We start from the raw sequence: 20,573 nt of genomic DNA on the forward strand, positions 1-20,573 counted from the left end.
GTTATTTCTCCTGTTGCTCTAGTGAGCAGCCCACTCTATTGAGTCTAAATCGATACCGTCTTTGAACATTTCCCAAAGCGGTGACATGTCACGTAAATGGCCAATTGCCTTTTTAATAAGGTCAATGGCATAGTCAATTTCTTCTTCTGTTGTGAAACGACCAAAGCTAAAACGAATTGAGCTATGTGCCATTTCATCATTTAAGCCTAAAGCACGTAAGACGTATGAAGGCTCTAAACTTGCAGATGTACAGGCTGAACCTGAAGATACAGCTAGGTCTTTTAACGCCATAATTAATGATTCGCCTTCAACAAAGTTGAAGCTAACATTTAAGTTACCAGGGTAACGTTTGTCAAAATCGCCGTTAACAAAAACTTGTTCCATATCGTTCAAACCAGCCCATAAACGATCACGCATTTTAGTTACATGCGCTTCGTCTTGTGCTAATTCTTCTTTGGCAATTCTAAAAGCTTCACCCATACCAACGATTTGGTGTGTTGCTAGGGTACCACTGCGCATACCGCGCTCATGACCACCACCGTGCATTTGTCCTTCAAGACGTACACGTGGTTTACGGCTAACATAAAGTGCGCCGATGCCTTTAGGACCATAAATCTTATGAGCCGAGAATGACATTAAATCAACTTTCAAGTGTTGTAGGTCGATGTTAATTTTGCCGGCACTTTGCGCAGCATCAACATGAAAAATTATTTTACGTGCGCGACACATTTCACCAATTTCGGCAATGTCTTGAATAACACCTATTTCGTTATTTACGTGCATAATGCTAACAAGCACGGTGTCATCACGCATCGCTGCTTCTAATTTCTTAAGGTCAATTAAGCCATTAGTTTCAGGATCTAAATAAGTAACCTCAAAACCTTGACGCTCTAATTCACGACAAGTATCTAATACCGCTTTATGTTCAGTTTTACAGGTAATAATGTGTTTACCTTTTTTACTGTAAAATTTAGCTGCGCCTTTAATGGCTAAGTTATTAGATTCAGTTGCACCTGAGGTGATAACAATTTCACGAGGATCGGCATTAATCAAATCTGCAATTTGATTACGAGCGATATCAACCGCTTCTTCCGCTTGCCAGCCGAACTTATGTGAACGTGATGCAGGATTACCGTAGATACCATCAGTGGTCATATATTGCATCATTTTTTCAGCAACACGTTTATCTACGGGTGTAGTCGCTGAATAGTCAAAGTAAATAGGAAGCTTCATTGGTAAATAATCTCCAATTGAACGGGCAACTAGTGCCAGTCATTCATAATGTTACGGGTGGTAATTAATGTCTCTAACGAAGGTGATTTACGCGCTTTAGCTGTCGTTTCATCTTGTCGTTGTGACACTATTTTTACATTTCGTTGCTCGACGAGCTCGGCAAGCGAAATACTCTTTAAAAAATCTTCTATTCTGTCGCTTAGATCAGACCATAAATAATGTGTTAGGCATTGCTGACCATCTTGGCAGTTACCTTTACCACCACATTTTGTGGCATTGATACTTTCATCAACGGCGTTAATCACGTCAGCTACAGCAATTTGTGCTGAACACTTACCTAAACGATAACCACCGCCAGGTCCACGAACACTATTGACAAGACCGTACTTTCTTAGACGTGAGAAAAGCTGCTCTAAATATGATAATGAGATACCTTGGCGTTCAGAAATATCAGCCAAAGGAACAGGCCCAGTTGCGGCATGAATTGCCACATCAAGCATAGCTGTTACTGCATATCGGCCTTTAGACGTCAGTTTCATTTATTACCCCTATCAATTTGCTGCGCAATTTTACATATCCTTATAAAATAGTCAACTAAATACCCGAGTGATTTACTCAAGTATTTTACGCGGGTTTATAAATTAGTCAATCAAAAGGCAAAACATAAGTGTTATTGCTCATTTACACTTATATTTTGTAGCGAATTAACCAGCTTCACAAGCCAGTTAATTCACAAGATAAAATGGCTAAAAACAACTAAATTGAGGGGTCAAAAGACTCTGTTGCGCTTTCGCGACGCTTAGCTGCGGCTTTCTCGTCTTCATCAAATTCACCAACACTTAATTCAGGTAAAGCTTCTTGACAAACCTGCCCACCAAGCTGGTTAACTTCTCGGCATAAATCAGAGACTTTGTTATCCATTAAGTGCATATGGTCAAGCAAGCGGCCGATAGCTTTTGCGACTGGATCGGGGTTGTCTGTAGCAACGGCATAAGCGTCAAAGCCGTATTTTTTCGCTACTTTTTCACGATTTTCAGCCGCATCGTTATTTTTATTAGGATTAACAATACGTCCCGGAATACCAACAGCTGTGGCATTGTCAGGTACGTCTTTAACAACAACAGAGTTAGAGCCTACTTTGCCATGATGGCCAATAGTAATAGGTCCCAAAATTTTAGCACCGGCGCCAATGACGACATTATTCATTAACGTTGGATGGCGCTTGCCCTCTTTCCAGCTCGTGCCACCTAAAGTAACACCTTGATATAAAGTGACATCGTCACCAATTTCGGCTGTGCCGCCAATAACAACGCCCATACCGTGATCAATAAAAAATCGACGACCAATAGTCGCGCCAGGATGAATTTCGATACCGGTCAACCAACGCGAAAATGTTGACAATGAGCGTGCCAGCCATTTCCAGTCACTTTTCCACAATTTATGACTTAAACGATGGAACCAAACCGCATGTAAACCAGGGTAGTTGGTGAGTACTTCAAATACATTGCGTGCTGCTGGATCTCGATCAAATACACTATTGATATCTTCTTTCATGCGGCTAAACATACCACGTTCCTTAATTCTTGCGGTTAAATCTCTGCTTATTCAATAAGATAAATTACTAACGACTATAATTAATCTGTATTTTTATCAGCATTCGATGCTTTGGCAACACGCTCAACTGAGGCTAAAATACCACGCATCATTTTTAATTCTTTGACATCAGGTCGGGCACGATTGAATAAACGACGTAGCTTTGTCATAACCAAACCTGGGTGACTAGGCACAATAAAGCCTGTTGCTTTTAAAGCCTCTTCAAAGTGCTGATAAAAACGCTCGGTTTCATCAACCACCGGATACTCTTCAGCTTCATTTAATGTAAAAGCTTGTTGTTGATGCGCCAAGAAGCTAGTGCGAACTTCGTAACTTAAAGTTTGTACTGCCATGGCTAAATTCAATGAGCTATATTCTGGATTCGCAGGAATTTGTACGTGAAAGTGGCATAATTGCAATTCTTCATTGGTTAAACCACTACTCTCACGACCAAAAACTAAAGCCACAGGATATTCTTGCGCTTCAGTAATCAATTTTTCACCACAGCCTCGAGGCTCTAACATTGGCCAAGGTAAGGTACGCGAACGAGCACTGGTACCAACAACTAAACCGCAATCAATGATGGCTTCTTCCAAAGTTGCTACAACTTTTGCGTTTTTTAAAACATCCGTGGCACCAGCGGCTAGAGCTTGCGCTTGGCCATTTGGCATTTCAATAGGATCAACTAAAACGAGCTCCGTTAAACCCATGGTTTTCATGGCACGTGCAGCTGAGCCGATATTACGACAATCGGAGGTATTAACGAGCACTATACGTACTTTATTTAATAAAGAATCAGACATTATCTTCACTTACTTAATGCGATGGCAACAAATTGAACTTCATATGCTACCTATCTAGATGGCTAAAATTGTCGATAATGTTAACACAGAACATGCCCCTGTACTGAGAAAAAATCATCACTTTGATTTAGTTTTATAGTGTTTATCAATATGGGTTAGCTCTTTTACATATATCAACACACCGAATTTTTCTACAGTTATGAAAAATAAGCTAACTTTACTGTTATCAGCTATAACTTATTTAAGTAAATACTTAAATGGAAATAAGGTAGTCGCAAATTGATAATTAGTTTGCTATAATTTGCGCGCTTAATTTTAGGGGTTCATCTAAGCATGACCTTTAACATTAACCTCGTTCTTTTACATAGCTGTTTATGACATTTTACAACATTATAGGGTAGTCGATCATGCATCCGATGCTAAATATTGCCGTGCGCTCTGCGCGTGCTGCGGGCAAAGTAATTCTGCGCGCTTTTGAACAAGTAGATAAGATTGAAGTTGAATCTAAGGGTACTAACGATCTCGTTACTAATGTTGATATAAGTGCTGAACTTGCTATTGTTGAAACAATCCAAAAATCTTATCCTAATCACACTATCATTGGTGAAGAGTGTGGCTTAATTGAAGGAAAAGATAACGATTATCAATGGATTATTGACCCACTTGATGGTACCTCTAACTTTGTTAAAGGCATTCCTCATTTTGCGGTTTCAATTGCCTTAAAAGTTAAAGGTAAACTAGATCAATCAGTGATCTACGATCCTATCCGTGGTGAACTATTTACTGCTAGTCGCGGTAAAGGTGCACAACTAAACGGTTTCCGTATCCGCGTAAAACAATCTAAAGAACTTAAAGGTGCAATTCTAGCGACTGGCTTTCCTTTCAAGCATAAGCAACACACTAATGCTTATTTAGAAATGTTTAAAACTTTATTCGGCAAAACTTCTGATATGCGTCGTGCTGGCTCTGCTGCACTTGATTTAGCCTACGTTGCTTCAGGTCGTGTTGACGGTTATTTCGAAATTGGTTTAAAGCCTTGGGATACCGCTGCTGGTGAACTCATGGTAATTGAAGCTGGTGGTTTAGTAACTGACTTTGTTGGTGGCCATAACCATGGCAATTCAGGTAACATTGTCGCAAGTAGCCCACGTCTAGCAAAAGAAATTTTAAAAGATATTCGCCCTCATTTAGGTGAAGCACTAAGTAAGTAAAGTTTAATGCTTACCGTTTAAAAGCGCCTTTTGGCGCTTTTTTTATTGCTACAATGCAAGCAAAGCTCAAATAGCTGCAAGCTTAGAACACTGTAAATACCTATATTCAACGCTATAAAAGCTATGACATTGACTGTAAGTAACGTTTAGCGGCCGTGTAAATTTCTTACCGTTATAACAGCTGACACGCTCGCAATGCAGAACCGCTTACTGCATTCTTGATAACGCAAGATGACGCTACATCCATTTGGGGGTTTTCGTCATTACTTCGTTTTAATGTTCTCATTTATCAATTTTAAAAATATGCTAATAATGAACGCAGTAAAACGGGCCAATAACGAGAATAGTGACATAATTTTTGTCAGATAAGTGGCTATAGCTCAGCATTATCACTGATAATTAATACGCCTTAAATATAGTAAAGCACTCTGTTAGAATAGCGCCCTATTGATTAAAGCATACCGAGACAACATGTCCGAATTTAAAGAATTCCCACTATTAGAGTCAATTATTGATCGCGTTGCTCTTAAGGGCTACAAACAGCCAACACCAATTCAACAAGCGTGTATTCCTGTGCTTATTAAAGGTAACGACCTGCTGGGTATAGCGCAAACAGGCACAGGAAAAACGGCAGCCTTCTCATTACCTATTATCAATAATTTTGGCCGAAATAAAATTTCGATCAACGCTAAAAGCACGCGCTCACTGATACTAACGCCAACACGTGAACTTGCCTCACAAATAACGCAAAATATTGATGACTACGCTGAAGGATTAGCGCTTAAAACAAAAGTTGTTTATGGTGGCGTTGGCAGACAGCCGCAAGTAGATGCCATTGCACACGGGCTCGATATTTTAGTTGCTACCCCAGGTCGATTGTTAGATTTAATTGCAGAAGGCGACGTCAATTTTTCAGCGTTAGAAGTATTTGTATTAGATGAAGCCGATACCATGCTTGATATGGGCTTTTTTAATGATGTGCAAAACATCATAGCGAAACTGCCCAAAAAGCGTCAAACACTACTATTTTCGGCAACTATGCCAACTGAAATAGAAGTACTCGCACAAGCAATATTAACCACGCCTAAAAAAGTGCAAATTGCTGCTGAAACTGTGACTATCGATTTAGTGAATCAAAGCATATATCAGCTTGAAAAATCTAATAAAGTGCCTTTATTATTAAATATCTTAGCCAAGCCTGAATTTGAAAAAGTGCTTATTTTTTGTAAAACAAAATACGGCGCTGACATTATTGTTAAAGCACTAGAGGATTCGTCAATAACAGCTGCTAGCCTTCATAGCGGAAAAACACAAGCCGTAAGAGAAGCTGCTTTACAAAGCTTTAAAGACTCAACTTTAAGAGTGTTAGTTGCCACTGATGTTGCAGCGCGTGGTATTGATGTTGACAACATTACCTTAGTCATTAATTACAACCTTCCTGAAGACCCAAGAAACTACATACACCGCATTGGACGTACGGCGCGAGCAGGGAAAAATGGCACAGCAATTTCATTTGTTGTAGAAAACGATATCAGGCAGTTAACGATAATCGAAAATAGTATCGGGCAAAGCGTCCCTGTTGTTAGCGAGCAACCTTTTCATAAAGAGCTCTCAAAAGCACCAATGCCAAACAAAAAGAAAAAACCACCAGTTAAGAATAAAAACAAAGTTAAAAAAAGAAGAAAGTAAAATCAGTTCAATGCGGTAAGTAAATACCAGCTTATTTCACTATACTCACTGCTACCTTTAAATGCTTAATACTAGGTTGATTAGTTGTAAATTCGTGTGATTAACAACAAAAATGCCAGTCAGCTGTTAACTGACTGGCATTAAGCAAATGTTGGCTTTTATAAGGCTTTATAGTATTACAAGCTTATAGCACACCACGCTCCATTTGATTAAGTTCAATCGACTTAAATAAAGCGGTAAAGTTACCTTCGCCAAAACCTTGGTCATCAACACGTTGGATCATTTCAATAAAGATAGGACCAAAAATGTTTTTAGTGAATATTTGCAGCAAATAAGAGTTTTCTTTTTGGCTATCTACCAATACTTGATGATCACGAATACGCTGTTGGTCTTCTTTCACCCATGGAATACGGTCAAATACGTCATCATAGTATTCTGGCACGATATTCAAGGTATCAATAATATCTTTATCTAATTGGTCTAAAGAGCCTAATAGATCATCAGAAATAAAAGCTAAATGCTGAACACCTGGGCCATTGTATTCATCTAAATATTCGTCAATTTGGTTGTTCTTACTACCTTTACCTTCATTGATAGGAATACTGAACTTACCGCACGGTGATTGAAGTGCGTATGAAATTAGGGCTGTTTTTTCACCTTTAATGTCAAAGTAACGCACGTCAGTAAAACCAAATACGTCTTTATAAAAATTAGCCCAATGCTCCATTGTGCCTTGATAAACGTTATTGGTTAAATGATCAACAGCTTTAAAGCCCTTGTCTTTAACTATTACGGGTTCAGCTAAGTCTTCACAGTCATCTTGATAAATTGAGCCTTTTGCGCCAAATTTCTCAATAAAATAAATTAAACTGTCACCAATACCGTAAATTGCAGGGTAAGGTAATTTTTTCTCTGCATCTTGTGCTGATTTAGCGCCACGAGCGATAGCTTGCTCAAAAGCAAAATCAGCATCTTCAACCCGCCAGCCCATTGAACAAATGGCAGGACCGTGGCTCTTAGCAAACTCACGTGAAAAACCAGCTTGTTCATTATTTAAGAAAAAATGGATATCGTTTTGATTGAAGTAATCAATATCACGGCCTTTGAACTTTTTAAGTTTTGAAAAACCAAAACCAAAAAATGCCTTTTCCATAAAGTCAGAATCAGGTGATGCATATTCAATAAATTCAATACCACGTAAATTCAGTGGGTTTTTAACTTCTGTCATAATTGTTTCTCTCACGCTAGCAATGGTGCGATTATTACCGTGAATTGAAGCTAGAGGAAGTGAATGAAAAAACTGATATTTTTCGATGCGTAAATCAATTTTTACATGGAAACAAGATGAAATTTGAGCGACGCTGATCAAGCCTATAGCTAGCTTACCTCAAAGGTGTAATATTTTATTTACAGTTATTTTTCAAGCAAGATAATCGTCTAATTTATCGGCTTAAGATACTATTACCCTTGCGTTATATAAGATTCAGTCGTGAAAAATTTAGCAAAAAAAAACGCCACCCCTCAATGAGAATTGGCGTTATTCAATTGCTATAAAGCAAGTGATTAGTTAGTGCGTTGCTCTTTGCGTGCACGAGCTGGACGCTCTGACACTGCAGATGGCTGTGCGTCTGAAACCGTAATTGCAAGTGCTTGACGACGAACTTGTACACGTTTCAATTGTGTAAAAGACTTCTCAGGCATACCTTTAGGTAACTGTACAAAGCTATGTTTGTCGTGCAAGTTAATCGCACCAATATAGCTGCTGTCTAATGATATTTCATTAGCAATTGCGCCAACAATGTCACCAGGACGAGCACCATGCTCTTTACCCACTTCTAAGCGGTAAGTCTGCCAATCAACATCACTACGGGCAACTTTCGCTTTACGAGGAGCACGTTCAGCACGGTTTTCATTACGACCACCACGGCTGTCATTGCGACCTCTGCTGTCACGATCATTACGACCACCACGGCTATCATTGCGGCCTCTGCCGTCACGATCATTTCTCTCGCGCGCATCACGGCGAGGCTTAGGATCTTCTTTCGGCTGTAAAGGCTGCTTTAATTGCTTTTGATAAAGTAACGCTGCGGCCAAATCTGTCATTGAAAGTTCTGACTCAGCTGCCATTGTTTCAATAATTTCACGCATTGCTGTTAGTTCTTTATCAGCAATAACCGATGATAATTCTGTACGAGTGCGCTCAATACGCGCTTTACCGATTTCTTGAATGCTTGGTAAGTCGTACATTTCAACTTTACCCGATGTCAAACGCTCATAGTGACGTAATGAATACATTTCGCGTGGACGAACAAATGAAATTGCCGTACCGCTACGACCTGCACGACCTGTACGGCCAATACGATGTACATAAGCTTCGTTATCACCCGGTAAATCGTAGTTAATAACCATAGAAATACGTGGAATATCTAGACCACGAGCAACAACATCTGTCGCCACAAGAATCGATGACACACCAGATTTAAGTTGATCAACAGTACGTTCACGCTGTGCTTGGTTCATATCACCGTTTAAAGCAACAGAGGCGTAACCTGCACGCTCTAATTTTTCAGCAACTTCGATAGTATCGTTACGAGTACGAACGAAAATAATCATTGCATCGTAATCAACTGTTTCAGCAATACGTTCTAATGCTGTCATTTTGTTAATGCCGCTAACTTTCCATGCGTATTGTGTAATATTTGCTTTTTCTTTTTTCACGGCAGCAACTTTAATGTGCTCAGGTGATTTTAAGAAGCGATTCGCTACTTTGCGAATTTGCGCTGGCATTGTTGCAGAGAACAAGGCCATTTGTGTTTCTTTTGGTAAGTGTTCAAGAATCCACTCGATATCTTCCAAAAAGCCCATGTTTAACATTTCATCAGCTTCATCAAGCACACAAAATGATAAGTTAGCTAACTTAAGGCTCTTGCGACGTAAGTGGTCCATTAAACGACCAGGCGTACCAACGACAACCTGTGCACCACGTTCTAACTGTTGAAATTGTGGCTGGTAAGATTGACCACCATATAAAGTAGCAACCTTTAAGCCTTTCATGTCTTTAGCAAATGTTTCAATTGCTTCAGCAACTTGAATCGCTAATTCACGTGTAGGTGCTAACACCATTAATTGTGGCTTACGGATATTTACATCAATTTTTGCTAATGCAGGTAAACCAAATGCAGCCGTTTTACCGGTACCTGTTTGGGCTTCACCAAGTACATCTTTACCCGCTAATAAAGGGGGAATTGTTTGCGCTTGGATTGGCGTTGAATTTTCAAAACCTAATGCTTTTACAGCAGATACTAAGTTTTCAGGCAAACCAAGGGCGTCAAAGCCTATTGAGGCATTGTTAAGATCAGTCATATAATTTTTGTCTTCTCATGGTAGAAACCGGCAAAACGCCAAAATTCCTACGTACATATACGAGGAAACCACCAGGAAGACTTAAGGCACATTCATTACGTTAACGTTGAACAGTTAACTGGGCAAGTCTATTGGGCGGATATACCCCACTCATTAAAAATTCTGTCAATATCAATTTTCTGTTTACTCAGTTTGACTTTGTCTTACTTTGTCTTACTTAGTAACTTTTTGATTGTCTATCACAGAGGCGCGCATTATACAGATGCGGTTAATTTATACAAGTAAAAATAACGAATTAACTCAATTTAACGACAAAAACAGTCTAAAACCTTTAAAAAGTACACTTTAGACTGTTTATCGCAACTCATCGGATGACATAAAGTATCATTGCTATTGATCTATTTCAAAGCCGCCTTTGACCTTTTTCACCCGTAAACCGCCTGAGCCACTCTCTAATATCTTTAAACCACCCGCTTGCTCAACATCAATATCACCAGAGCCATCATCAATCGTGATGACACCATCGACTTTTCTTACCGTTAAATCACCTGAGCCATCTTCAAAACGAGCTTCACCTGAAATAGCACTAACATAAATACTGCCCGAGCCGTCATCAATATCGATATTACCGTCAATCTCATTAATCACTATTTCACCCGAGCCATCGGTTATGCTGACATTTCCAATAACTTCACTGATGGTAAGACTACCTGAGCCATCGTTTACGCTAAGATCATTTTTTATGTCATTTATAGTCAGTTCGCCTGAGCCATCTTTTACATCAACAGCACCATATATATGACTAATATTGATAGGGCCAGAGCCATCGTCCACTTGCAACATCAAATGACTGGGCATAGTCACTTTAATATCAATGCGCGGAGAGTCTCCTTGCCAAAAACCACTGGTATTAATTGTTGCCACTAAAAATGCGCTATCACCAGAGTCGGTCAGCTCAAGTCGATAATTTTCAGCATGACCTCTATCAGTATAGATGTCAGCGACTACGGTGATATCAGTAGCATTATCCGAGCCTGATATCACTAATGATCCAGCACCTGCCTCTACATCTAGTGCTCTGAGTGTCTGTGCATCGATACTGAGTTCTTGTTGTGAGTGGTAATTAGCATGTGATGGGTTTGCGACCACAATGCAGCCACTCAATAGTGCGGTACTCGTAATAAAAATTAGTGATTGAGCTAAGTTCATTATTCTATTCCCTGTAAATCAATTATTTTAATGCTGTTATTCCACAACAATCAAAAATCGCGCCAAAATACAAACAAAACAAAATCAGTAACTTACAGCGCTCTGTTTTTGTTGGATTTTTATTGGCAATAGTTTTTGGTTAAAATAACAATTATTTAGCGAAACTATAACGAGCAGTTGAATAACTCACTAAAACACAAAAATAACAGTAGGAAGAGAAATAAACACGACACTTGCCGTGTTTATTTTTTGTGAGGCATGTTAGCAATAAAAAGTTATCGAAGGTTACTCTTCTACACCATTAATAAGCTCAGAAAAGGCAGAAAGTTTATCTAAGACTAAGCCATGAATTGATTTTCGTGGATAGCGGCCCGTTCGGCTAATTTCACCTGCACTCTGCCCCATCAAAATCTCTATTGCTTGATCAATATTATCAACAGCATAAATAGCAAATTTTTCATCTGCTACCGCTTGTATTATCTCAGGCGCCAGCATCAAATTAATGGTATTCGTCTTAGGAATAATAACCCCTTGTTGCCCCGTCAAGCCTTTGTCTTTACATAAACGATAAAAACCTTCAATTTTCTCGTTAACACCGCCGATAGACTGAACTTCACCATGCTGGTTCATTGAGCCTGTTATGGCAAAACCTTGATTGATTGGTAACTTAGCAATGGCAGATATTAACGCACAAAGTTCTGCCATTGATGCGCTGTCACCGTCAATATGACCGTACGACTGTTCAATGGCAATATTAGCAGAAATAGTTAATGGAAAGTTTTGCCCATACTTATGACCCAAATAACCCGTTAAAATCAACACCCCTTTTGAGTGAATAGATTTACCTAAGTCGACTTCACGTTCAATATCAGTGACACCTAAACTACCCGCATATACCGTCGCTGATATTCGAGCAGGCGTACCGAAAACACTATCACCAATCTCTAATACAGTCAGGCCATTAATTTTACCGATTTGTCCGCCTTCGGTATCTATTAATAGTTGGCGTTCTTTAATTTCCTCCAACCAAGCTTCACTCATACGGCCAGTTCGACGTTGTTTTGCCGCTAAAGCCATAGTGACATGCTCACCCGTCAAGCCATTTTTACCATCAGATTGCTTCCATAGGTAGTAAGCCTCATCTAGTAAGTCATTTACTTGCACAATATTGGCTGAAATTTTATGTTGATGCTCTGCACGCCTAAGTGCGTATTTAACCAACTCCAATATTGCCTCATCGGTAACTTCAGGATAATGATTGCGATGCGCACGTTGACGAATTAAATTAGCGTAATCATTTAAGTTGCTCTGACTTTTTTCTAAATGACGATCAAAGTCGGCTAAAACACGAAATAACTCTGTGAACTCTTGATCATAGTCTTGCAAGGTATAGTAAATTTCAGGATCACCCAACAAAATCACTTTAACTTTCAATGGAATTTTTTCTGGTTGCAAGCTAAACACACCGGGTTGAGCATATTCTGAATGCGGATTTTCGATGGTGATTTGTTGTGATTTTAACGCCAACTTTAAACGTGCCCACACTAATGGTTGAGTCAGCAGTTTATCAGCTTCAAGTAATATGTAACCGCCATTGGCTTTATGTAGAGCACCAGGTCTGATCAAACGATAACTGGTATAAGTACTGCCTTGAAAACTACCAAAATCAACATGACCAAATAAGTTTTGAAAGGTCGGATTTTGCTCATAAATAACCGGCGCGCCTTCATTAACTTTACGAGTCACTAATAAGTTAGGCAAAAAGCGCTCTACCATTAATTTACGTAAATCTTTATCATTGCCAGCGTCGCTACTTTCATCAACCAAAAGCTCTAACACGGCGTCGACAACATGAGCTTTTACTTTGGCTAAGTATTTTAACACCCCAACGTTGCTGGCAAATTCATACTCTAATTCATGTAGAAACGGTTGAATGCTTTGAGCAGCAGTTTCATGCTTCAACTTACGTAATTTATCTGAAGAAATGCGCTTCCATAGCGGCAGTTCAATTAACTTCTCAGAAAGTAACTCTTCTAACTTGGCTAATAGCGTATAAAATTCAGCACGTTTTGGCTCATTTAAATCGGCAAACTCTTTGTCATTAAGCGGTTTACCGGCCACTAAGGGCGAAAAACCAATTTCACCGTCATCTTCGTAGAGCACAACTTCATTTTTTAATGCCGTTGCCTCAACTTCGCTGATCGCTTCATCATATTTTTTATTGAACTCTCGATCGATAGCCGCTTTTTGCCTTTGATAACCTGGGTTATCAAAGATCTCAGGAAATAAGTCCATGAGCTCATCAATAAAAGTATTCATGCGGGTAAGTAACTGCTTACCATCACCAGGACTTAGGTGAATATTATGTGGTGTATTGGGATCATCGAAGTTATTGATATAACACCACTCTTGTGGTGTTAGCTCTTGGCTCGCGGTTTCGGCGAGCATTTGTTTGATCAAACTTTGACGCCCTGTACCATGCTCACCCATAGCATAAACATTGAAACCTGGTGCTTCCATCGACAAACCGAAGGTCAAAGCTTCTTTGGCTCTTTCATGACCAATAAATACTTGTGCTATTTCTGCTGTCGGTGTGGCATTGGAAAATTGTTTAACCGTTAAATCTGCGGTTAGTTGGCAAGGCTTAAGGCGTACATCGGTTGACACATTCGTCATAGACAATCTCTCGGGAATGCCACTTAATATTAGGATTAAATAGCAAGTAGAATAAATAAGGCTTCATTAATCACAGTGTACAGCGACATTACCCCGAACCGCAAAAACAATATAAAAAAAAATACTTTATGGCGTCAAACTCAAACGTTGAAAGTCAGAGCCTCCACAGGCAATACAATCAGTGACCACATTAGCGTGATTATAAGTCACACAGTGATGACACGTTTGACACTGCAACTGACCAAAACCAACATAGTCACCCGTGTGGTAACCATCTTGATGTTGAAAGTCGTCCATCAATTCAGTCCACTCGACTTGTGATTTATCGGTAATTTGCGCTAAATTTGCCCAAAGACGCTCATTTAATACATCCAAGTAAATAGAATGCTTAACATCGGCTTGATATTGTTGGTAGAAATCACTCAAATCATATTTGAGGTTAGCAATAAACTGCTTCACTTGTTGTTCGGGAATTTGCTCTGCTGCATATAAATATGATTTGGCTTGTTCAACCACATCTATCACTGAGCGTACTTCATTATCTTTGGTATTTTCTAACCAATCTTGCAACTTTTGATAAACACCTTGCACGCCAGATTGTTCTTTTTTCATAATAGCTCCTCAATTAATACCATTAACTTCAGCATAATTGATCGCGTAATAAAAACCACCATTTAACATCTGTTACAAGAACATTTATTGACGTAAACGAGGATAATAGCGTTCGTAATAAAAATATTCGGCATAAACTTGCTTTAACTTGTCGCAGTGGCAACAGATAAGGTATCCTATCGGGATTATTTTTATCGCTTCGACTTAGTCTTTAAATAACAAGTTTCAGTATGCAAAATTCGTTATTTAAGTCAGTTTAAGCTCCTATTTTAGCGTGTTTGAGAAATCTTAATGGAATCCATCTACAATCCCCAATCAATTGAAGCCGATGTTCAGAAGTTTTGGACTGATAACAACACCTTCAAAGCTGAAGAGCAACCTGGAAAAGAAAAGTTTTATTGCTTGGCGATGTTTCCATACCCAAGTGGCCGTCTCCATATGGGTCACGTTCGTAATTACAGTTTGGGTGATGTGATCTCACGTTACCAACGTATGCAGGGTAAAAACGTTATGCAACCTATGGGTTGGGACGCTTTTGGTTTGCCAGCAGAAAATGCCGCAATAAAAAACAATTCGGCTCCTGCTAAATGGACTTATGAAAATATTGACTACATGCGTACGCAATTAAAATCACTCGGTTTTGGTTACGACTGGAGTCGAGAATTAGCGACATGTAAAAAAGATTATTACCGTTGGGAACAGTGGTTCTTTACTCAGCTTTATGAAAAAGGCTTAGTGTATAAGAAAAATGCTACCGTTAACTGGGATCCGGTTGACCAAACCGTTTTAGCTAATGAACAAGTTATTGACGGTCGTGGTTGGCGTTCAGGCGCGCTAGTTGAACGTAAAGAAATACCACAATGGTTTATTAAAATTACTGATTATGCTGAAGAGTTAATTAATGACTTAGACGAATTAACCGGTTGGCCTGAGCAAGTTAAAACCATGCAACGTAACTGGATTGGTCGCTCAGAAGGTGTCGAGATGACTTTTCAAGTAGCCGACTCTACTGAAAGCTTTGATATTTATACTACCCGTCCAGATACATTAATGGGCGTAACTTATGTTGCCCTTGCAGCACAACACCCGTTAGCTTTAGCTGCAGCTGAAAATAACCCAGCCTTAGCTGCATTTATCCAAGCTTGTAAAACCAATAAGTCTACCGAAGCTGATATGGCAACGATGGAAAAAGAAGGTGTTGATACTGGCTTAAAAGCCATTCATCCAATCAGCGGTGAATTAGTACCTGTATGGGCGGCCAATTTTGTTTTAATGGATTACGGCTCAGGTGCTGTCATGTCAGTTCCAGGTCATGACCAACGCGATTGGGAATTCGCCACAAAATACGGTTTAGAAATTAAACAAGTGATTGCTGGCAATGAAAATGACGATATAACGCTTGCTGCGATTACTGAAAAAAATGTTTTGGTAAACTCAGGTGAGTTCGATGGTTTAAATTTTGATAATGCTTTTAAAGCTATTTCAGATAAATTAGTCAGCGAAAATAAAGGGAAAATAACCGTAAATTATCGCTTACGCGATTGGGGTGTTTCTCGCCAACGTTATTGGGGTACACCAATTCCAATGATGCACCTAGCCAATGGTGAGTCTGTTCCTGTACCGGCAGATCAACTCCCTGTTGAGTTGCCTGAAGATGTCGTAATGGACGGTGTTACTTCGCCAATCAAAGACAACCCTGAGTGGGCAAAAACCACCTACAACGGCGAAGAAGCATTTCGTGAAACCGATACTTTCGATACCTTCATGGAATCGTCATGGTATTACGCTCGTTACTGTTCACCCAATGATGACACGCAAATGCTTGACCCAGAAAAAGCCAATTATTGGCTACCGGTTGATCAGTATATTGGTGGTATTGAGCATGCTATCTTACATTTACTCTATGCACGTTTTTTCCATAAATTATTACGCGATGTCGGTTTAGTAGAATCTAACGAACCGTTTAAGAGCTTACTGTGTCAAGGTATGGTATTAGCCGATACTTATTATCGTGAAGCCGATAACGGCGGACAAGATTGGATTGCACCAACCGATGTTGAAGTTGAACGTAACGAAAAAGGCCAAGTAACTAAAGCTATCAGCAAGTTAGATGGCCAACCCGTGATTTCTGCTGGTATGAGCAAAATGTCGAAATCAAAAAATAACGGTATCGACCCACAAGAAGTGATTGAGCTTTATGGCGCAGATACTGTGCGTTTATTTATCATGTTTACCTCACCACCAGAGCAAACATTAGAGTGGTCTGACTCGGGTGTTGAAGGCGCACATAGGTTCTTAAAACGTGTCTGGAAACTGGTTTATGATTTCACTCAGGTAACAGAAATATCAAAAGACGCGCCAAGTATTGCAGGATTAACACTAAATTCAGCACAAAAAACATTGCGTCGTGAGTTGCATAAAACCATTGCTAAAGTCAGTGATGACATTGGCCGTCGTAATACTTTCAATACTGCTATTGCTGCAATTATGGAGTTAATGAACCATTTAACCAAAGCAAGCATCGACAGTAATGAAGACCGTGTAGTAATGCATGAAGCCATTCGTGCATTAGTGTTAATGCTAACGCCGATCGTACCGCATTTAAGTCACCATTTATGGAACTTAATTGGCGATGGTAAGCCAGTTGAAAACACGGCTTGGCCTGTCGTTGATGAAAGTGCTTTAGTTGAAGATGAAAAACTAATTATCGTACAAGTTAACGGTAAATTACGCGCTAAGATCACCGTATCAGCCGATGCCAGCAAAGAAGCCGTTGAAGAAATTGGTTTCAATGATGTTAATGTGAGTAAGTTTATTGATGGTAAAACCGTACGTAAAGTCATTTATGTACCCGGTAAGCTATTAAATATCGTTGCTAATTAGTCATTACATTCGCCGCTTAATCATTGATTATGATTAAGCGGCTTAACATTTTAACCCCATTCATGATGCACTAATTGAATTTATACCTACAAAAGTGAACACGCTATGAAGCCATTAATAATTCGCCAAATCAGTAAAATATTAACCTTTAGCATCGTAGTAATGATGTTAAATGGTTGTGGTTTTCAGTTACGCGGCAATTATTTATTAGCACCTGAACTACAAACAATGGAATTTAGCTCTGTTGACCAATTTGGCGAACTTACACGCTTAATAAAACAACATTTAACGGTTAATGACGTTACCTTAGTGCAGCAAAGTACTCAATCCATACCGCAGATGCGAATTTTGCAAGACAACTTAGATCGAAGAACATTGTCTGTTTTTCCTAATGGTCAAGTTGCAGAATATGAGTTGATTTATACGGTACGTTACCAAATTTTAATTCCGGGCCAAGATGTGCAAAACTTTAGTTTTGAACTTAATCGCGATTATCAAGATGATCCAGATATTGCTCTAGCAAAAAGCCGCGAGCTGTCACTTATGCTACGTGAAATGCGTCAAGAAGCAGCGAATAAAATTCTTCGCGACATGGCTAGTATTCAACTGTAAGTCAATTCGAATGCGCATTTATCATAACCAACTCGACAATACACTCAAGCAAGGTTTTAAACCCATATGGTTAGTATTTGGCGATGAACCTTGGCAAAAAAATGACGCCTTAGAAAAAATTAAAAGTACCGCTAAAAATCAAGGTTTCGACGAAGTTATTCGCTTTAGTATTGATGATAAATTTGATTGGCATGAACTTTTCCAAGAATATCAATCTATGAGCTTGTTTTCATCATTACGTATTATTGAAATAGAGTTTATTAATGGCAAAATTGGTGACAATGGCGCAAAAGCCATAACGCAATTATTGACCTTGTTGCATCAAGATATACAACTGATATTTCATGGCCCTAAACTAGACGCTGCCACACAAAAGCGCAAGTGGTTCAAGTCGTTAGAAGCTGCTGGCTGCTTTCTACCTTTATACGATATTGAAGGCAAACAGTTAAAACAGTGGTTAAGTAATCAAGCACGGCAACTGCAACTGAATTTACATACCGATGCTATTGATTTAATGGTCGTACTATTTGAAGGTAACCTACCCGCATTAGCGCAAGAACTACAAAAATTAGCCATTTTGTTTGGCCAACAAACAATTAGCTTCGAAGAAGCAGAACAACTTGTCATTAAGCAGGCAAAGTTTAATCCCTTTCAGCTTATCGATACCTTGCTCATGGGCGACCTAAAAAAGTGCTTAGCCATTTTAGACCAGATGCAACACGACGGAAGCGCATTAGGACAGTTAATTTGGTTTATTCACAAAGAACTCAGCCAACTTTATGCCATGCTCGAACAAATAGAGCAAGGAGCTAGCAGCAACGACATTTTTAAACAATATCGTATCTGGGATAAGAAAAAGCCCGTATATCAATATGCATTGAATAATTTGACGTTAAATAACGTTGAACAAGCTTTAGCAAGGTTAGCGCAAGTTGATTTACTCAGCAAAAGCAGTAGCGACTTTAATGCTTTTATTTTACTCAGTGACGTACTGATCAGTTTATTTCATAACAAATTAAGTGAAAACTTTAGTTTAGATTATGAATACAACTAAACGCGAAAATCCAAAGACTATCGCCTTACTCGGCGGCACTTTCGACCCAATTCATCTTGGTCATATTCTTCCCGCTCAAGAAACCGCCTTATGGTTAGGCGCTGAGCAATTACATTTAATTCCAGCTCATATTCCGCCTCATAAAACAGGCACGCATGCTAGTGCAAAACAACGCGCCGAAATGGTCGCTTTGGCGTGTGAACCTGCTAAAGGCGTGCTGCTCGATAGCCGAGAACTTGATCGTGATAGCCCCTCATACACAATCGATACCTTACGTGAAATTACGAAAGCGCAACCTAAAGCTACCTTGTATTTTATTATGGGTATGGATTCACTGCTCACCTTTACAAAATGGCGGCATTGGCAAGAAATTCTCACGTTATGTAATCTAGTGGTCAATATTCGCCCTGGTTATCAACACCACGAGCTAGAAAGGACCCTGGAACCAGAGTTAGCTAAGCGTCTTATTTACCGCCTAACAAAATTGCAGCGCGAAAAAGTTGGGCAAATTTTATTGCATGAAAGTACGCCACTGGATATATCTTCGACAAAAATCAGGGCAAATATTAAAAATTCGATAAGCTATAGCGAATATTTACCTAAGCCAGTTTACCATTATATTAAGCAAAATAAGCTTTACCGTTAACCTTGTTTTTGTGCTTTTTTCTTCGACGACTAAACGCTCAAACGGCTATTTTCTTTAATTTAACCGTAATGCGAGTAAAATAAACCACTTGTTGTGCAAAAAACATGCAATTGATAGCATTAGACAGTTAACGGACCAACAAAATAATGCTATTATCGCCGATTATTGTTAATTATAGAGATCCCACTTTGCAAAGTTCAGACCTAATTACTTTTGTTACCGAAAAAATCGAAGATATGAAAGGCCGCGATATCGTCACACTAGAGATATCTAAAAAGTCGAGTTTCGCTGACTACATGCTAGTTTGCTCTGGTAACTCAAAACGTCACGTTATTTCAATTGCACAATCACTTACTATTGAATGTCGCGCTGCAGGCATTGAAGCCTTAGGTGTAGAAGGGAACGATGTTGGCGAATGGTCTTTAGTGGATTTAGGTGATGTAATTGTCCATGTGATGACTGACGAAACTCGTGATCGTTACCAGCTAGAACAACTATGGGAATAGTATAAAGTCTAATGCGCATTACCTTATACGCTGTTGGTAATAAAATGCCAGCATGGGTCAGTCAAGGATTTAGCGAATATTGCCGTAGATTCCCTCGTGATATGAGTTTTCATTTAGTGGAAATTTCACCTGGAAAGCGCGGCAAAAATGCCGATATTGCCCGTATTTTAGAAAAAGAAGGCGAGCAAATGCTTGCGGCTATCCCTAAAGGTAACCGCATTGTGACTTTAGAGGTGGAAGGCAAGCCTTGGACAACCCCTGAACTTGCCAAACAACTTGAGCGCTGGCATGTTGACAGCCGTGATGTCGCCTTGCTTGTTGGTGGCCCTGAAGGTTTAGCACCTGCTTGTATTCAAGCATCTGAGCAAAAATGGTCATTATCACCACTCACCCTACCGCACCCAATGGTGCGCATTGTCGTTGCCGAAAGCCTTTATCGAGCATGGTCAATTAATAACAATCACCCTTATCATCGAGAGTAAC

General features: G+C 39.4%; 17 protein-coding genes. 8 read left to right on the plus strand and 9 right to left on the minus strand.

Annotated features, from left to right (window positions below):
* Positions 1-18: 18 nt before the first annotated feature.
* From B0169_RS09830 to trmJ, 4 genes are all read right to left on the minus strand, one after another.
* Positions 19-1,233 (minus strand): IscS subfamily cysteine desulfurase, encoded by a 1,215-nt coding sequence (locus B0169_RS09830; RefSeq protein ID WP_077285795.1) that lies wholly within the window; start codon positions 1,231-1,233, stop codon positions 19-21.
* A gap of 29 nt (positions 1,234-1,262) precedes the next feature.
* Complete coding sequence (iscR, locus tag B0169_RS09835; protein ID WP_077285796.1) at positions 1,263-1,772, minus strand: Fe-S cluster assembly transcriptional regulator IscR; 510 nt, start codon at positions 1,770-1,772, stop codon at positions 1,263-1,265.
* Positions 1,773-1,989: 217 nt separating this feature from the next.
* Positions 1,990-2,799, minus strand: a complete 810-nt coding sequence (cysE, locus tag B0169_RS09840; RefSeq protein WP_077285797.1) for a serine O-acetyltransferase — start codon at positions 2,797-2,799, stop codon at positions 1,990-1,992.
* Positions 2,800-2,867: 68 nt separating this feature from the next.
* Entirely contained in the window at positions 2,868-3,629 is a 762-nt protein-coding gene (trmJ, locus tag B0169_RS09845) for a tRNA (cytosine(32)/uridine(32)-2'-O)-methyltransferase TrmJ (protein ID WP_077285798.1), read from the minus strand.
* A 407-nt stretch (positions 3,630-4,036) separates the two neighbouring features.
* Between trmJ and suhB the strand changes: the two genes are divergently transcribed.
* Together suhB and B0169_RS09855 are read left to right on the plus strand one after the other, a co-directional pair.
* Positions 4,037-4,840 carry an inositol-1-monophosphatase gene (gene suhB, locus B0169_RS09850; protein ID WP_077285799.1) on the plus strand — a complete coding sequence of 268 codons (804 nt, stop codon included), beginning with the start codon at positions 4,037-4,039 and terminating at the stop codon, positions 4,838-4,840.
* Between the two features lie 471 nt (positions 4,841-5,311).
* Positions 5,312-6,529: a DEAD/DEAH box helicase gene (locus B0169_RS09855; RefSeq protein ID WP_077285800.1), complete on the plus strand. Its 1,218-nt coding sequence runs from the start codon at positions 5,312-5,314 to the stop codon at positions 6,527-6,529.
* A gap of 184 nt (positions 6,530-6,713) precedes the next feature.
* Here B0169_RS09855 and hppD read toward each other — a convergent pair whose 3' ends face one another.
* The 5 genes from hppD to B0169_RS09880 form a co-directional block, all read right to left on the minus strand.
* Positions 6,714-7,757 (minus strand): 4-hydroxyphenylpyruvate dioxygenase, encoded by a 1,044-nt coding sequence (gene hppD, locus B0169_RS09860; RefSeq protein ID WP_077285874.1) that lies wholly within the window; start codon positions 7,755-7,757, stop codon positions 6,714-6,716.
* A 335-nt stretch (positions 7,758-8,092) separates the two neighbouring features.
* Positions 8,093-9,892, minus strand: coding sequence for a DEAD/DEAH box helicase (locus B0169_RS09865; protein ID WP_077285801.1), 1,800 nt, complete (start codon positions 9,890-9,892; stop codon positions 8,093-8,095).
* Between the two features lie 390 nt (positions 9,893-10,282).
* Positions 10,283-11,101, minus strand: coding sequence for a DUF4097 family beta strand repeat-containing protein (locus tag B0169_RS09870; RefSeq protein ID WP_077285802.1), 819 nt, complete (start codon positions 11,099-11,101; stop codon positions 10,283-10,285).
* A 285-nt stretch (positions 11,102-11,386) separates the two neighbouring features.
* Positions 11,387-13,777 (minus strand): Lon protease family protein, encoded by a 2,391-nt coding sequence (locus B0169_RS09875; RefSeq protein WP_077285803.1) that lies wholly within the window; start codon positions 13,775-13,777, stop codon positions 11,387-11,389.
* 126 nt (positions 13,778-13,903) lie between these two features.
* Positions 13,904-14,389 (minus strand): zinc ribbon-containing protein, encoded by a 486-nt coding sequence (locus tag B0169_RS09880; protein ID WP_077285804.1) that lies wholly within the window; start codon positions 14,387-14,389, stop codon positions 13,904-13,906.
* Positions 14,390-14,680: 291 nt separating this feature from the next.
* On the opposite strand from B0169_RS09880, the gene leuS reads away from it, so the two are divergent.
* The 6 genes from leuS (at position 14,681) to rlmH (ending at position 20,572) form a co-directional block, all read left to right on the plus strand.
* A complete protein-coding gene (gene leuS / locus B0169_RS09885; protein ID WP_077285805.1) occupies positions 14,681-17,272 on the plus strand; it encodes a leucine--tRNA ligase in 2,592 nt (863 codons plus the stop codon).
* A gap of 105 nt (positions 17,273-17,377) precedes the next feature.
* Entirely contained in the window at positions 17,378-17,884 is a 507-nt protein-coding gene (locus B0169_RS09890) for an LPS-assembly lipoprotein LptE (protein ID WP_077285806.1), read from the plus strand.
* A gap of 10 nt (positions 17,885-17,894) precedes the next feature.
* Positions 17,895-18,938 carry a DNA polymerase III subunit delta gene (gene holA / locus B0169_RS09895; protein ID WP_077285807.1) on the plus strand — a complete coding sequence of 348 codons (1,044 nt, stop codon included), beginning with the start codon at positions 17,895-17,897 and terminating at the stop codon, positions 18,936-18,938.
* On the plus strand, positions 18,925-19,584 hold the full coding sequence (gene nadD, locus B0169_RS09900; RefSeq protein WP_077285808.1) for a nicotinate-nucleotide adenylyltransferase: 660 nt from the start codon (positions 18,925-18,927) through the stop codon (positions 19,582-19,584). Before holA ends, nadD begins: the two co-directional genes overlap by 14 nt.
* A gap of 146 nt (positions 19,585-19,730) precedes the next feature.
* Positions 19,731-20,090, plus strand: coding sequence for a ribosome silencing factor (gene rsfS / locus B0169_RS09905; protein WP_412842123.1), 360 nt, complete (start codon positions 19,731-19,733; stop codon positions 20,088-20,090).
* An 11-nt stretch (positions 20,091-20,101) separates the two neighbouring features.
* Complete coding sequence (gene rlmH / locus B0169_RS09910; protein ID WP_077285809.1) at positions 20,102-20,572, plus strand: 23S rRNA (pseudouridine(1915)-N(3))-methyltransferase RlmH; 471 nt, start codon at positions 20,102-20,104, stop codon at positions 20,570-20,572.
* Position 20,573: the final 1 nt, after the last annotated feature.

Origin of the sequence: Cognaticolwellia aestuarii, from assembly GCF_002000025.1 — a bacterium.
GTDB lineage: Bacteria > Pseudomonadota > Gammaproteobacteria > Enterobacterales > Alteromonadaceae > Cognaticolwellia > Cognaticolwellia aestuarii.

Bases quoted from the DNA above. Each gene is read 5' to 3' on its own strand.
- B0169_RS09830 (WP_077285795.1), bottom strand. From the start codon at position 1,233: ATGAAGCTTCCTATTTACTTTGACTATTCAGCGACTACACCCGTAGAT.
- iscR (WP_077285796.1), bottom strand. From the start codon at position 1,772: ATGAAACTGACGTCTAAAGGCCGATATGCAGTAACAGCTATGCTTGAT.
- cysE (WP_077285797.1), bottom strand. From the start codon at position 2,799: ATGTTTAGCCGCATGAAAGAAGATATCAATAGTGTATTTGATCGAGAT.
- trmJ (WP_077285798.1), bottom strand. From the start codon at position 3,629: ATGTCTGATTCTTTATTAAATAAAGTACGTATAGTGCTCGTTAATACC.
- suhB (WP_077285799.1), top strand. From the start codon at position 4,037: ATGCATCCGATGCTAAATATTGCCGTGCGCTCTGCGCGTGCTGCGGGC.
- B0169_RS09855 (WP_077285800.1), top strand. From the start codon at position 5,312: ATGTCCGAATTTAAAGAATTCCCACTATTAGAGTCAATTATTGATCGC.
- hppD (WP_077285874.1), bottom strand. From the start codon at position 7,757: ATGACAGAAGTTAAAAACCCACTGAATTTACGTGGTATTGAATTTATT.
- B0169_RS09865 (WP_077285801.1), bottom strand. From the start codon at position 9,892: ATGACTGATCTTAACAATGCCTCAATAGGCTTTGACGCCCTTGGTTTG.
- B0169_RS09870 (WP_077285802.1), bottom strand. From the start codon at position 11,101: ATGAACTTAGCTCAATCACTAATTTTTATTACGAGTACCGCACTATTG.
- B0169_RS09875 (WP_077285803.1), bottom strand. From the start codon at position 13,777: ATGACGAATGTGTCAACCGATGTACGCCTTAAGCCTTGCCAACTAACC.
- B0169_RS09880 (WP_077285804.1), bottom strand. From the start codon at position 14,389: ATGAAAAAAGAACAATCTGGCGTGCAAGGTGTTTATCAAAAGTTGCAA.
- leuS (WP_077285805.1), top strand. From the start codon at position 14,681: ATGGAATCCATCTACAATCCCCAATCAATTGAAGCCGATGTTCAGAAG.
- B0169_RS09890 (WP_077285806.1), top strand. From the start codon at position 17,378: ATGAAGCCATTAATAATTCGCCAAATCAGTAAAATATTAACCTTTAGC.
- holA (WP_077285807.1), top strand. From the start codon at position 17,895: ATGCGCATTTATCATAACCAACTCGACAATACACTCAAGCAAGGTTTT.
- nadD (WP_077285808.1), top strand. From the start codon at position 18,925: ATGAATACAACTAAACGCGAAAATCCAAAGACTATCGCCTTACTCGGC.
- rsfS (WP_412842123.1), top strand. From the start codon at position 19,731: ATGCTATTATCGCCGATTATTGTTAATTATAGAGATCCCACTTTGCAA.
- rlmH (WP_077285809.1), top strand. From the start codon at position 20,102: ATGCGCATTACCTTATACGCTGTTGGTAATAAAATGCCAGCATGGGTC.